Annotated in this window: 14 protein-coding genes; 7 read left to right on the top strand and 7 right to left on the bottom strand. The window is 67.1% G+C overall.

Features of this window, described 5'->3' with window-relative positions; translation table 11 throughout:
- Positions 1-5 precede the first annotated feature (5 nt).
- The 3 genes from RW112_RS19435 (at position 6) to RW112_RS19425 (ending at position 4,235) form a co-directional block, all read left to right on the top strand.
- Positions 6-1,322, top strand: coding sequence for an ATP-binding protein (locus tag RW112_RS19435; RefSeq protein ID WP_317783330.1), 1,317 nt, complete (start codon positions 6-8; stop codon positions 1,320-1,322).
- Between the two features lie 60 nt (positions 1,323-1,382).
- Positions 1,383-2,648, top strand: coding sequence for a low temperature requirement protein A (locus RW112_RS19430; RefSeq protein WP_317783329.1), 1,266 nt, complete (start codon positions 1,383-1,385; stop codon positions 2,646-2,648).
- 81 nt (positions 2,649-2,729) lie between these two features.
- On the top strand, positions 2,730-4,235 hold the full coding sequence (locus RW112_RS19425; RefSeq protein ID WP_317783328.1) for a carboxylesterase/lipase family protein: 1,506 nt from the start codon (positions 2,730-2,732) through the stop codon (positions 4,233-4,235).
- On the opposite strand, the gene RW112_RS19420 is transcribed toward RW112_RS19425, so the two are convergent.
- Entirely contained in the window at positions 4,236-4,841 is a 606-nt protein-coding gene (locus tag RW112_RS19420) for a phosphohydrolase (RefSeq protein ID WP_317783327.1), read from the bottom strand.
- 9 nt (positions 4,842-4,850) lie between these two features.
- Positions 4,851-5,747 carry a tRNA glutamyl-Q(34) synthetase GluQRS gene (gluQRS, locus tag RW112_RS19415; protein WP_317783326.1) on the bottom strand — a complete coding sequence of 299 codons (897 nt, stop codon included), beginning with the start codon at positions 5,745-5,747 and terminating at the stop codon, positions 4,851-4,853.
- A gap of 341 nt (positions 5,748-6,088) precedes the next feature.
- Here gluQRS and RW112_RS19410 point away from each other — a divergent pair, with 341 nt between their 5' ends.
- The 3 genes from RW112_RS19410 (at position 6,089) to RW112_RS19400 (ending at position 8,805) form a co-directional block, all read left to right on the top strand.
- Positions 6,089-6,547 (top strand): Lrp/AsnC family transcriptional regulator, encoded by a 459-nt coding sequence (locus RW112_RS19410; RefSeq protein WP_305943503.1) that lies wholly within the window; start codon positions 6,089-6,091, stop codon positions 6,545-6,547.
- Positions 6,548-6,628: 81 nt separating this feature from the next.
- Positions 6,629-8,122 (top strand): WXG100 family type VII secretion target, encoded by a 1,494-nt coding sequence (locus tag RW112_RS19405; RefSeq protein ID WP_317783325.1) that lies wholly within the window; start codon positions 6,629-6,631, stop codon positions 8,120-8,122.
- Positions 8,119-8,805, top strand: coding sequence for a hypothetical protein (locus tag RW112_RS19400; protein WP_411709944.1), 687 nt, complete (start codon positions 8,119-8,121; stop codon positions 8,803-8,805). The genes RW112_RS19405 and RW112_RS19400 overlap by 4 nt, the downstream gene beginning before the upstream one ends.
- A 33-nt stretch (positions 8,806-8,838) precedes the next feature.
- Here RW112_RS19400 and RW112_RS19395 read toward each other — a convergent pair whose 3' ends face one another.
- Complete coding sequence (locus RW112_RS19395; protein WP_309967440.1) at positions 8,839-9,294, bottom strand: Lrp/AsnC family transcriptional regulator; 456 nt, start codon at positions 9,292-9,294, stop codon at positions 8,839-8,841.
- A gap of 105 nt (positions 9,295-9,399) precedes the next feature.
- Between RW112_RS19395 and RW112_RS19390 the strand changes: the two genes are divergently transcribed.
- Entirely contained in the window at positions 9,400-10,065 is a 666-nt protein-coding gene (locus RW112_RS19390) for a LysE family translocator (protein WP_317783324.1), read from the top strand.
- Positions 10,066-10,080: 15 nt separating this feature from the next.
- Here the strand turns inward: RW112_RS19390 and RW112_RS19385 are convergent, their stop codons facing one another.
- The 4 genes from RW112_RS19385 to RW112_RS19370 form a co-directional block, all read right to left on the bottom strand.
- Complete coding sequence (locus RW112_RS19385; RefSeq protein ID WP_317783323.1) at positions 10,081-10,440, bottom strand: nuclear transport factor 2 family protein; 360 nt, start codon at positions 10,438-10,440, stop codon at positions 10,081-10,083.
- A 61-nt stretch (positions 10,441-10,501) separates the two neighbouring features.
- Complete coding sequence (locus RW112_RS19380) at positions 10,502-11,467, bottom strand: hypothetical protein (protein WP_317783322.1); 966 nt, start codon at positions 11,465-11,467, stop codon at positions 10,502-10,504.
- A gap of 42 nt (positions 11,468-11,509) precedes the next feature.
- A complete protein-coding gene (locus RW112_RS19375; protein WP_317783321.1) occupies positions 11,510-12,010 on the bottom strand; it encodes a DUF456 domain-containing protein in 501 nt (166 codons plus the stop codon).
- A 125-nt stretch (positions 12,011-12,135) separates the two neighbouring features.
- The gene (locus RW112_RS19370; protein WP_317783320.1) at positions 12,136-13,359 is read right to left on the bottom strand and encodes an NADP-dependent malic enzyme; all 1,224 of its coding nucleotides are present in this window, start codon (positions 13,357-13,359) and stop codon (positions 12,136-12,138) included.
- Positions 13,360-13,536 lie beyond the last annotated feature (177 nt).

The following is a 13,536-nucleotide window of genomic DNA, read 5'->3' as shown; positions in this document are numbered from 1 at the left end:
CGATCATGACCACCTGGCGGATCAGGGATTTCCACTCGGCCGACCTTGACGGCATCCTGCACCTCTGGGAGTCGCTCAAGGCCACCAACATTGAACCCGTCTACGCACTGTCCGAGGTCCTGGCATCCTGCGAAAAGGACCACGCCGTGGTGGCGGTGCAGGGCGATATGGTGGTGGGCGCCGCCGTCGGCCGCGCCGCGCACGACCAGGGCTGGATCGTCTTCCTGGCCACCCTCCCCGAATACCGCGGCCGCGGGATCGGGACCTCACTGCTGGCCGCCGTCGAAAACCGGATGGCGCCGCACGGGCTGAACAAGCTGTCCGCCCTGATGCCGGAATCCGAAACACGGGTGGAGGCGTTCCTCAGCCGCGGCTTCGTGCTCAAGAAGAACCTCCGGTACTTCGAGCGCACCATCCCCGTCCAGCGCCAGGAGCTCGAGCCGCTGGGCCTCCTCGGCGGCCGTATCCTGGCCCGCGACCTCTGGGAAAACGTGGCCGGCATGCGGAACGAAAAGGAACTGCTGGAACGCCGGCTGGTGCTTCCCCTGGCGGAGGCCGACCTGGCGGACGAGTTTGGCGTGGTGCCGCCGCGCGCCGTTGTCCTCTTTGGCCCTCCCGGGACCGGAAAGACGACGTTCGCAAAGGCCATCGCGTCCCGGCTCGAATGGCCGTTCGTGGAAGTATTCCCCTCCAGGCTCGCCGCCGATCCCAAGGGGCTCGCCGGCGCCCTCCGTGAAACCTTCCTGGAGATCGCCGAGCTGGAACATGCCGTGGTGTTCATAGACGAAGTGGAAGAGATCGCGTCCCAGCGGTCCGGCGAACCGCCGTCGCCGCTGCAGGGCGTCACCAACGAGCTCCTCAAAATCATCCCGGCCTTCCGCGAACAGCCCGGCCGCCTGCTGGTCTGCGCCACCAACTTCATCCGCGCACTCGACACCGCGTTCCTCCGGCACGGCCGCTTTGACTACGTCATCCCCATCGGACTCCCGGACCGCCAGGCCCGCGAGGCCATGTGGCAGCGCTTCATTCCGGCCACCGTGGTGGACGACGTGGATGTGGCGTTGCTGGTGGACCGCACCGAGGGCTTCTCCCCCGCGGACATTGAGTACGCCGCCCGGAGCGCGTCCCAGCGGGCGCTCGAAAAGGCAGTGTACGACGACGGCGGGCTGGCTTCCGGCGGCAGCGCCTCCGTACGCGAGGCTGTCCGGAAGGGCCCCGCCACGCAGGACTACCTTGACGCGATCGGGGACACCCGGACCACGGTCAGCAAGGAGGTCCACCAGGACTTCCTCGAGGACATCGACTCGCTGGGCCGGGTGTAGTCCCCCTTAGTATTTAGCGCTCTCTGGAGCGGACCCACCTACCGCGGTACTGTGTGAGCCATGTCCACCAACCCCCTTCGGCATGCCATGGCGCGCATGGGCGGCCGCGACCCGCACGAGAAGCACCGGGCCGCCACGCCGCTGGAGCTGTTCTTCGACCTCACCTTCGTCATTGCCTTCGGAGTTGCCGGAAGCCAGTTCGCCCACGAGATCGCCGAAGCCCACTTCGGTGCAGGGCTGCTGGGGTTCTCCTTCACGATGTTCGCCGTGATCTGGGCCTGGATCAACTTCACCTGGTTCGCCAGCGCCTACGACACCGACGACTGGGTGTTCCGAGTGGTCACGATGGTCCAGCTGCTCGGCGTGCTCATTCTGGCCATGGGGATCGAGCCGTTGTTCCACTCGCTGGTGGAGGGCGACCATGTGGACAACGCCGTGATGGTGGGCGGCTACGTAATCATGCGCCTCGCCTTGGTGTTCCAATGGCTGCGTGCAGCGCGGCAGGATCCGGCCCGCCGCCGAACCTGCCTGCGCTATGCGACCTACCTGGGGGTGGTGCAGCTCGGCTGGATCGCGGTGCTGCTCATCCAGGCGGACGTGCCGACCACCATCATGATGACGGTGCCTCTTTTCGTGCTGGAAATGGCCACGCCCTACGTGGCCGAACGTTCCATGCGGACCCCCTGGCACGCGCACCACATCGCGGAACGCTACGGACTGCTGGCCATCATCGCCCTCGGCGAATGCCTGATCGGTGCCATCGAAACCCTCCGCGCGATCGTGGCCAACCACGGCTGGAGCGTGGACGCCGCCCTGGTGGGCTTCGGCGGAACGGCCCTCGCCTTCGCCATGTGGTGGATCTACTTCATCCTGCCCGCCGGCCCGGCCCTGCACCTCCAGCGGCACCGCTCCTTCTTCTTCGGCTACGGGCATATCCCCATCTTCGCCGCCATCGCCGCGACAGGGGCCGGCCTGCATGTGGCGGCCTACTACATCGACCACGAGGCGCACATCAGCGCCGCCGTGGCAGTGGCCAGCATCGCCATCCCGGTGGCCATTTTCAAGGCGTCCCTGACGGCGATGTTCAGCATCATGATCTGCGTGGACCGCACGGTCATTGCCGTGGCCACGGGCGTCCTCGCGGCCCTGGCCGGCAGCGTGGGGCTCGCCGCCGCCGGGGTCTCGGTGCCCGTCTGCCTGCTGGTGATCGTGCTGGCGCTGGGCGTTTCCATTGTCATTGACGAGAAACGCGGCACCCACAAGATGAGCGCAGCTCTGGAGCAGATGGAACGGGCGGTCTCGACGGGCCAGACCACCAAGGGGTGACCTTCGGCCCTTCAACCGCGCCGCCGCGGCTGCCAGAGTGACACTGGGGCGGGAAGCCCCCCGCCGGTGAAGGTGGCTAGCATGAACACTGTTGTCCAGACCACACATGGCCAGCTGCGCGGTAGCGTCGACAACGGCGTGCACCGTTTCCTCGGCATTCCCTACGCGGCCCCGGCGTCCGGCGCGAACCGGCTCCGCCCGCCGCGGCCGGTTCAGCCCTGGACCGAAATCCGGGACGCCACCCGGTACGGCGCGGCCCCTTTCCAGCTGGCTCCCCCGGAAAGTGCGGGCACGGAGTGGGACACTGAGCTGGCCGGCGACGACTGCCTCAACCTCAACGTCTGGACACCGGACCCGGGCGGCGCCGGCCTCCCGGTAATGGTCTGGATTCAGGGCGGCGCGTTCGAAATCGGTTCGACGGCGGCCTATGACGGCCGGAACTTCGCCCGGGACGGCGTCGTGTGTGTGGTGATCAACTGGCGGGTGGGCGCGGACGGATTCCTGGACCTTGGAGACGGGCAGGCCAACGTGGGCCTGCTCGACCAGGTCGCAGCCCTGGAGTGGGTCCGCGGGAACATCGCAGCTTTCGGCGGTGACCCCGGCAACGTCACGGTCTTTGGCCAGTCGGCAGGTGCCATGAGCATCGGAGTGCTCCTCTCGATGCCCCGGGCCGAGGGGTTGTTCCGGCGGGCCATCCTGCAGAGCGGGGCAGCCCACCATGCGATTCCCACGGAGACCGCCCAGCGAATCGGCGGGCTCCTCGCTGAGAAGCTCGGGGTTCCGCCAACCCGGGAGGCAATGGCAGCGGTGCCTCCTCAGCGGTTCCTCGCGGCGCAGGCCGAGTTGAAGGCGGATCTCTTTGCCAAACCGGACCCGGAACGTTGGGGACGCGATGCTGTGGCGGGCCTGATGCTCTGGCAACCGACGATCGACGGCGACGTCGTTCCGCAGCGGCCCATCGAACGGATCGGCGCCGGCGCCGGCGCGACCGTCGACGTCATAGTGGGCACCAATACCGAGGACTGGAAGCTGTTCCTGGCGATTACGGGGGTGATCGCCAAGGTCACGGAGCAGGACCTTGCGGACTCCAACAGCGTGGACGGGTTCCCGCCCATGTCCGCGTACGGGCTCCCTGCCGACGTGGCATACCGCGAGTATCGTTCCCACTACCCGGCCGGTTCCCCCGGCGATCTGCTGGCCGCGGTGGAAACCGACTGGTGGGTGCGGCTCCCCGCCCTCCGCCTGGCGGACGCCCACGCGGCGGCAGCCACAACCGCCCGCACGTATATGTACGAGTTTGGCTGGCCCGCCCCCGGCCTCGGCGCAGTCCACGCAGTGGAGGTGCCGTTCGTCTTCGATACCCTGGATACGCACTCCAGGCTGTTCGGTCCGCTGCTGGGAGCAGACCCGCCACAGGAGCTGGCCGATGCCATGCATGCCGCGTGGATTTCCTTCGCCGCTACCGGCGATCCGGGCTGGCCGGACTACGACCCCGCGCGCCGGACCACCATGCTCTTCGACACCGAATCCCGCGTCATACACGACCCCAGGGCGTGGGAGCGGGCCCTCTGGGAGGGCATCCGCTAACTAGGACTCGTAAGAGAGGTTCTCGTAGTCGGTATCGTCCGCCTCGTCCAGGCGGTCGTCCAGTTCCTCGAGCAACCAAGGGTTCACCCGGGCCAGGATCATCCGGACTTCTTCCACCGGCACGGCGTTGTAGAGCACCGGCCGGGCCTCGTCATAGCGCGTGACGGGCGGCTTGTCCGGCCACTTCTCAGCCAGGGCCTTGACGCGCTCGGGCAGCGAATTGTGGGCGTTGTCCGCGATCTTGACCAGCGTGGCGTCGTGGTCCTGGGCGATGAACCGGATGCCGGCCTGGTAGTCGTCAGGGTTGTCGTGCAGCCGTTTCGTGACGCGCTCGATGATCCCCACAGCACGCTCGGAGACGCCCATGTCCAGCAGGGCCTGCCGTGTGATGGGGGTGTCCTCGGCGATGTCGTGGAGGTAGCCGGCAATCCGGATGTCGTCGTCGAAATCCGCCAGGGCATCGCCGACGGCGAGAACATGGTCGCGGTACGGCCGCTTGAGTTTGTCCTTCTGGCGGTTGTGGGCAACTTCGGCAAGGACCTTGGCCGTCTCAACAGTGAATCGTGGCTGGGGGACGCTTGAGTCCGTGGTTCCTGTGGCTGGCATGGTCCCAGCCTACGCGCCTGCCACCGGCACTCCGGGCCACACCCAGGGCTCCCGCGGCAGCGCCGAAGGATCAAAGGACGCGAGGGCCACCGGAAGCGGTCCGGGCGGGAGCCCCAGCGATTGCAGGATGATGTCCCGCACCGCGCCCGCGTCCCAGCCCGCGGCTGCGAGGTCCGCGAGCGTCACGGCACCGTCACGCTTGGCCAGCCGGGCGCCGTCGGAATTCACCACCAGCGGCACGTGAGCATATTCCGGAAGGGGAATATTCAGAAGCGAGGCCAGGTATGCCTGCCGGGGCGTGGAGGGCAGGAGGTCATCACCCCGCACCACCTGGTCGATCCCCTGCGCCGCGTCATCAACCACCACCGCGAGGTTGTAGGCAGTAACGCCGTCATTGCGGCGCAGCACAAAGTCGTCCACCACACCCGTGTACAGCCCGTGCAGCAGGTCTTCGACCGTCCACTCGGCCATGGCGGAACGAAGCCGGATCGCCGCAGGCCGGATGGTCCTTTTGAAGGCACGTTCAGCTTGATCGAGGTTCCGGCACGTCCCCGGGTACGCCCCCTGGGGGGCATGCGGCGCGGACGGCGCTTCCTGGATTTCGCGCCGGGTGCAAAAACATTCGTACGTCAGCCCCGCCGCAGCGAGCCTGCTGATCGCTTCCGCATACAGCGGCTCGCGGTCCGTCTGGCGTACGACGCCGCCGTCCCAGGTCACGCCGATGGCCGCCAGATCGCGGAGCTGCTCCGCCTCCGCGCCCGCCCGCGCGCGGTCCAGGTCCTCCACCCGCATCAGGAACCGGCGGCCGGTGGAGCGGGCGAAGAGCCAGGCCAGGATGGCCGTCCTGAGGTTTCCCACATGAAGTTCGCCGGAGGGGCTGGGAGCGAAACGGCCGGCTGAAGTCATGGCACCAGCCTAGGCTGATCTGCGGCGTCCCGAACAAACACAAGAGCCCCTCAGCTACCGATGACTTCGGGAATCCGACGTCGGGAGCTCAGGGGCTCTTGCCGTGTTTGCGGAGTGACGATGCGTGAACAAGTGTCAATCAGCGGCAGCCTCCTTGCGGGAAACCTGTTCCAGGGACCGGGTGGTGTGCCGGGGATCCTGTAGCCTGCGGGATCCGGCGGTAGCCTGCGTCCCTTGTTGCCATTATTTGAACAGAAGACCTACAGTTGGCGCAATGAGCCGCGGCGCCACTGGTCAGAGTGATCAACAGCGGAGCCGAGGATGGACAGGAAGTGGTCAGATTGCAGGAACTCGATCCAACGGACCGGAGGATCCTTGCGGCACTGGACGATGATCCCCGCGCGCCCATCATGGTGCTGGCACAGAAGCTGGGCCTGGCGCGCGGAACGGTCCAGTCGCGCCTGGAGCGGATGACCGCGTCGGGCGCCCTCCGGCCCAACAGCAGCCGCGTACTGCCCTCGGCGCTCGGCCGCGGCGTGGCCGCGGCGGTGAGCGCTGAATTGGACCAGAGCCACCTGAACGAGGCCATCGCAGCACTGCGCAGGATTCCTGAAGTCCTGGAATGCCACGCGCCGGCGGGCGACACCGACCTCCTCATCCGCGTGGTGGCCAAAAGCCCGGACGACCTCTACCGGGTGTCGGAGGAAATCCGCCTCTGTCCCGGCATCGTCCGCACCTCCACCAGCATGTTCCTTCGCGAGGTCATCCCTTACCGCACCACCGGGCTGCTGGGCACCTGACACTGCCGGCGGGGACTTGTCCCCATCGCCGCCCCGCGTCAAAGCCGTTACGCTTGCCGTGGACTTCAACCAGGGGGAAACATGGCGGGGAACTTCTACGGCGCTGATGTGGCGCAGCTGCGCCAGCTCGCCAAGGAACTGGCAAAGGGTGCCGGCAGGCTGGAGCAGCTGGGGCAGCAGCTTGGCGGGCCCATCGCCTCCAGCCCATGGAAGGGCAACGACGGCGACCGGTTCCGCAGCGATTGGAACGCCTCCCACGCCAAGGCGCTCCGCACGGCCGCCGCCGGCATCCAGGACGCGTCCAGGGCACTGCTGCGGAACGCCGACCAGCAGGACCAAGCCAGCACCGGGTCACCGGGCGGCGGCAACGGCGGGCGCGGGCCCGCCGGCGGCAATCCACAGACGGACGGCGCCGCGCGGGAGCTGACGGACAAACTCAACGGCATGACCCCCGGGGAACGCCAGGAATATCTGACAAGCGAAGAGTTCAGGCAGTGGGCGCTGGCCAACCCGGACGCCGCAAAGTCCGCCCTGGACGCGGCCGCCGACTCGGGACTGATCGAGAAGAATTCGCCGGAGTATTCGGCGTTCCTCTCCGACTACTGGAACCAGCAGGCCATGCGGGACATGGGCATCGATCCCGCGGACTGGGATACGTCCAAGGGCACGGAATACAACTGGGAGACCATCAAGAAGGTCTATGACTTCTACGGGCAGGCGTACCTGTCCAACCCGGACCTGCAGTGGGCCGGAATGGCCAACATGATCGGCCCGTCGTTCGCCGGCGGGTTCAAGGACATGGCCGCGATGCGGGACCTCGCGCAGCAGATCGCAGACAACCCTGCATCGGACATTCCCCTGCCGATGCTGGACCAGATCGAACAACTGGCCGGCATGACCGACCAGGAGATCAAGTTCTACGAGACCAGCATGCTGGACATGAACAAGGAGATCTTCCTGGACCAGGCCCGGCAGCACCAGGCCTATATGGCAGGCGGCCTGGACGAGATCAACCGGCTCCGCGACTCCGGTGCCATCGACTACCCCACGGCACGCGCCTGGGCCCAGGTCGATTCCGGCGACCCCGCGCAGGTGCAGGCAGGCAACACCGCGCTCCTGTATCGCGAGCAGAACGAAATCATCGCTGACGACTACGACACCATGCGCAGCCACCCCGGCGGGGAAGCCGTGACCTACATGGTGACCCTGGCCGGTGAACCATCCATCCCCGGCGCCAGGAGCTACCCCGAAGTGTTCCCCTACAAGTTCAGCGTGGAAAGTCCGGGCCCGGAAAACGTGCCCTTCACCAACTGGGACAACCCCGCCCAGTTCCGCACGGACTTCACCACCGGCTTCCCCGACGGGAACATCGCGAATGCCGACCAGCGCTGGGAGCTCATCAAGCAGGACACCCTGCCGGCCTACCAGGACCTGCTGGCTACCGACCCGGCCGGGGCCCGGCAGATCATCGGCTCGGATTTCAACGACCGCGTGGACCAGTACCGTCCCACCAACAACATCCCGGGCATCATGGACCGCTTTGCCTCCGGTTTCGACGCCGAGGTGCACCAGTGATCCCCGCGCGGCGGGCCGGCCTCCCGCGCCTTCGGCGGCAGGCCGCCGTCCTCCGCCGTGTCCTGCCCGTGTTGGGCCTGGCCGGAAGTCTCGCCCTCACCGGCTGCCAGATCAGCAGTCCCAACGCCCCCGAACCGACGTCCGCCGCATCATCTAGTGCAGGGAGCACCGTGAGCACCTCCGAATTTTCCACCCTCGATGCCGCCGGAGTGGACCAGATCCGCGCCACCAAAACCGCCCGGTTGGACATGAGCTCGGGTTCGCTGAAAAAGGCTGACGTGCGGGTCACCGAGGACAGCTCCGGCCCGGAAATCAACACCCGCGACTCGGGCAAGATCACGCTGACGATTGTGGCCCCGAACGGCGAAATCGCGGGCGAAACGGACCGGATCCGCTTCAACACCACGGACAAGCGACCCGACTTCAGTGAAGTGACCTACTTCCTGACCGCAGATTCGGCGGATGAGTACTTCGGCCTGATCCGCGACGGCGTGCAGCGCTATGGAATCGACGGCGGCTCCGCTGAGCGGTGGATTTCGTCGACTGAGAAAGACCCTGAAGGGAAGAGCGACTTTTCCATCACTCCCGGGACGTCCACCGGCCTGGAGGTCAACTACGACCTCCGGTATGACGGTTCCAAGGACACCCAGGTGATCATCGTCCACGTCAGCCCCGCAGCCTGACTGGCGGCCCGGGCCGAGACCGAACGGCTGCTTCTAGACCGGCGGGCCAGCGTTCGATTTGAGATTTTTCATCACCAGCGTTGACGTCAGCCGCTCCACGCCGGGCAGCGAGGTGAGCTCGGCGTCGTAGAAGCGCTGGTAGGCGGGCAGGTCCTCCGCGATGACCTTCAGGAGGTAATCCGGCGAGCCGAACAGACGCTGCGCCTCCACGATGTTGGGGTTATCCGCCACCCTGTTTTCGAAAATCTCCATGGTGGGCCGGTCCACCTGCCTGAGCGTCACGAAAACGATTGCCTCGAACCCGAGCCCGACGGCGGACGGGTCAATGTCCGCGCGGTAGCCCCGGATCACCCCTGAAGACTCAAGGTCGCGGAGCCTCCGGTGGCACGGCGCCACTGTCAGTCCGACCTTTGCCGCCAGCGCCGTGGCAGTCATCCGGCCATCCTCCTTGAGGTGGCGCAAGATATTTCTGTCGATATGGTCAATCACGCAATAATCTTACCGGAAACGGGCATTTCCCGGAGAAATCAGGGAACACTTATGGCGGCATTTTGCCTAGAGTTTCCCCTATCAGCAGACCGTAGGAGGCCGCCCGTGAATCCCCAGTTGTTCCTCGCATTCCTGGTGGTTGCCGGCGCCCTGGCCTGCACGCCCGGGGTGGACTGGGCCTACTCCATCGCCGCGGGCCTGAGGCAGCGCAGCTTCGTCCCTGCCGTGGCGGGGCTCTGCGGCGGCTACGTCCTGCACACGGTGCTGATGGTGGCCGGACTGGCGGCCCTGCTTGCCGGGCTGCCCGGCGTCCTGGGCTGGCTCACGGTTGCGGGTGCGGCCTACCTGCTGTGGCTGGGCTTCGGGACCATCCGGTCGTGGCGCGGCGCCACGTTCGGCGACGGAGCGCCTTCCACGGAGGCATCCCGCCCGGCGGAATCAACCCAGTTCCGGACCTTCCTCCAGGGCGTGGGCACCAGCGGGATCAATCCCAAGGGGCTGCTGTTCTTCGTGGCGCTGGTCCCGCAGTTCGTCAGCCCGGAAGCGCCGCTGCCGGTGCCGGTGCAGTCCGGGCTACTGGGCCTGACCTTTGTCTTGCTGGTGGCGGTGGTGTACACCTGCGTGGCGCTGCTCTCCCGGAAGCTGCTGGACTCGCGGCCGGCGGCTGCCCGGCGGGTGACCCTTGCCAGCGGGATCATCATGGTGGCTCTGGGTGCCGTGCTGCTGTCCGAGCAGCTGGTTCCGCTCGTAGCCGGAATAACCTGGCACTAGTACTGCCCGCGCCCCTCAGAGTTTGCGCTCCATGAACCATTCGGTGAAGGCGGAGGCCCGCCCGTCCGGTCCGAGCCGGACCACCCACAGGTTCTCGTAGCTGGGGCGGTCCCCCAGGTACGTGGTGCGCCCCTGGACGAAATGCAGGTCTCCGTCCGAACCGAGCGGCGACCATTCAAACGTCCACTCATCGGGCTCGTCCGCCGCGGTCAGCCAGCGTTCCACGATCTGCTCGTGTCCGCGCCAGGCGTCCGGGTCATAAGGCCGGGTGGCGTAGACGGCGTCCTCCGTGAAGAGCGCCCGGATGTCCTCCGGCTTGTTGGTGGTCCATGCCGTGACGTACTTTTCCATCCACTGCCTGATTGCGTCGTTCATTGGTCCGTTGTACCGCGGGCCGCCACCGCCCACAAGGGCCACCTGGCTCGCCGTCCCGGGATCATTCCCGGTCCAGCTGCTTCCACTCCTGTTCCCAGAGCCTGCGCTCCTCAACGTCCTTGCGGATGACCTCGAAGGTTTCGAGCTCTGCGGGCCTTCCGCGCAGCCAGTCCCGCGGATTGAGGGATTTCCGGCCGTTGTCCAGCAGCAGCAAGGCCCGGTCGGTCAGGGCATCGTTGCGTAGCGCCAGATGGGTTTTCCGCCGCCGCAGCACCTCTTTCAGGGACTGCTGGGCGGCGGCCCGGGCACCGAGCCGCCGCAGTGAACGGGCGCGGACCAGCAGCAGCGCGGCGGAGAGGTCATCGGCGTTGAGCAGCCCTTCAGTCCACACCACCACTTCCTTGTCGCGCCCCAGGGCGTGTGCCAGCGAGCAGCGCGCCAGGGCGGAGGGCAGCGACGGCGGAAGCGAGGACACAGTTTGCAGCGCTGCCTCAAGGTGGCCCGTCTCCCGGAACGAGTGCGACAGGGCCAGGAACACGGCCTCCTCGCTGAACAGCACGGGGACTTCGATGCGTTCGGCAACTTCAACCCGGGTGACCACCCGCGTCAGGTAGCCCGACGCGAACTGGTTCGCGTCGTCGTCGTTCCTGGTGGTCAGGCCGCGCTGCAGCAATTCCGAGGCGCGCAGGTAGCCGCCCTGCTTGTAGGCGAGGAGCCCGGCCATGACGTAGCAGAGCCCGGCCCAGCCGGGGTAGGCGCGGCCGGCGGCGATCAGCCGGTTGGGGTCGGTGTTGTGGAAGATCGCGTCGTACACCGCCCTGGCTGCCTTCCCTGGCAGCCGCTTGATCCTCGGGACGGGACCGTCCACGCTGAGGAGCGCACCGTTCCGGCCGCCCAGGGCGCTGTGCAGGATCCCGCCCACGCCGTCCGCGATGTCCCGCACCGGTGTGCGGACCTGCGTGTTGCCGAACGGGGTGAGGTCGCGGTGGTCGCGATAAATCGGTCCTGAGGTCTGTCCGGCGCTCATGATTCCATGCTAGTGGTGCACGCTTGGCGGCAGCTGCAAGAGCTAGCTGGCGGCAGTCACCCAGACACCGATCACCCAGGTGCTCGCCGCAAGGCAGGCCAGGCCGAATTCCACCAGCATGCCCACGCCGGTGGCTTTCAACGCCGCCCAGCTGGTGGTCATGGCGGTCCGGAAATCACGGGTTCGGTGGGATTCGCTGAGCAGCAGGCCGGCAGCAAACCCCACGAACAGGCCCACCACCGGGATGAGGAACATTCCCACCACGCCAAAGACGAGCCCCGCCACCACACTTCGGCTGGGGATGCGGTGTTCCCTGAGTTTGCGTCCCGTGAGGACGGCGCTGGCCGCCATTCCCGCGAGCACGAAGATCATGCCCACCCCGAAGACCACCCAGCCGGCTGTTCCGGCGCCGCCCCAGATGGCCCAAGCCAGCAGGCTGAGTCCGATGAGGATGCTGCCGGGCAGCACGGGGATCACGGTGCCGGCCACGCCCACCAGGATGGCAAGGCCGCAGAGGACAGTCACGAGGATTTCGGGGTTCATGCCCCCAGTCTAGGGTTGCCTGCCGGACCGTCCGCGGACGGCGCTTGCTTAACGAACGACGACGGCGGCGCCTCCCCAGCACGGGAGGCACCGCCGTCGAACTTCGTGGCGGAGGTGAACCGCGGTTACTCCGCTTCGACCGCCGCGGCGACGGCGGCGGAGACGGCCGGCGCAACGCGCGGGTCCAGCGGGCTGGGCACGATGTAGTCCGCGGACAGCTCGGACTCGGCCAGTTCAGCGATGGCGCGGGCTGCGGCAAGCTTCATGGCGGGCGTGATCCGGCGGGCGCCGGCGTCGAGTGCGCCGCGGAAGATTCCCGGGAAGGCCAGCACATTGTTGATCTGGTTGGGGAAGTCGCTGCGTCCCGTGGCCACAACGGCGGCGTAGCGGGAGGCGACCTCCGGCAGGACTTCGGGGTCCGGGTTGGAGAGGGCGAACACGATGGAGCTGTGGTTCATGAGCTTCAGGTGTTCCTCGTCCAGCTTCGAGGAGGAGACGCCGATGAACACGTCGGCGCCGAGCAGGGCCTCGCCGGGGCCGCCGGTGATGCCGCGCGGGTTGCTGCGCTGCGCCATCTGGGCCTTCTTGCTGGCGGGATCGGCGGCGATGTCCGCACGGTCCTTGTTGATGACGCCGCGTGAGTCCAGCAGGACGACGTCCTGGATGCCGGCGGTGAGCAGGATTTCAGCGACGGCGATGCCGGCGGCACCGGCACCGGAAACCACCACGCGGAGTCCTTCGAGTTCGCGGCCGGTCACCTTGGCGGCGCCGGTCAGCGCGGCGAGGACCACGACGGCGGTGCCGTGCTGGTCATCGTGCATGACCGGGCAGTCCAGGGCTTCGATGAGCTTTTCCTCGAGCTCGAAGCAGCGCGGAGCGGAGATGTCTTCCAGGTTCACGGCGCCGAAGCTGGGGCGCAGGCGGACCAGGGTTTCCACGATTTCGTCCACGTCGGTGGTGTTGAGGACCAGCGGGATGGAGTCAAGGTCGCCGAAGGACTTGAACAGGGCGGACTTGCCTTCCATGACCGGCAGGGACGCGCTCGGGCCGATGTTGCCGAGGCCCAGGACGGCAGTGCCGTCGCTGACCACAACCACGAGGCGCTCGGCCCACGTGAGGGTCTTGGCAAGCTCCGGTTCGGCGTGGATGGCCCGGCTGACCTGGGCTACACCCGGAGTGTAGGCAATGGAAAGGTCGCGCTTGGTGGACAGCGGGACGGTGCTGGAGATGGACAGCTTGCCGCCCTGGTGGGCTTCGAAGATCTCCTGGTCGGTGAGGACCGTGGAGGGCTCAGCGGAGGCGGTGCCGGCGGAAGTGCTGTCTGCGGGAGTGATGGTTTCAGTGGACACGTCGTTGTCTCCTGGGGCTAGCCGTGGGCGCACGGCACAATGAGGCTCAAGCACATAGGAGGCTCAAGATGGTCAGGCGGAAATTCTGCGGCCCAAGGGATGGCGGGACCGCGGTGAAGCTCCTGCGAGGTACGGGCTGCTAGCCACTCCGGTTCTCCAATGGTAAACAGACGCGAG

Source organism: Arthrobacter sp. B10-11 (genome assembly GCF_033142195.1).
GTDB lineage: Bacteria > Actinomycetota > Actinomycetes > Actinomycetales > Micrococcaceae > Arthrobacter > Arthrobacter oryzae_C.
This window is presented reverse-complemented; position numbering and strand designations above follow the sequence as displayed.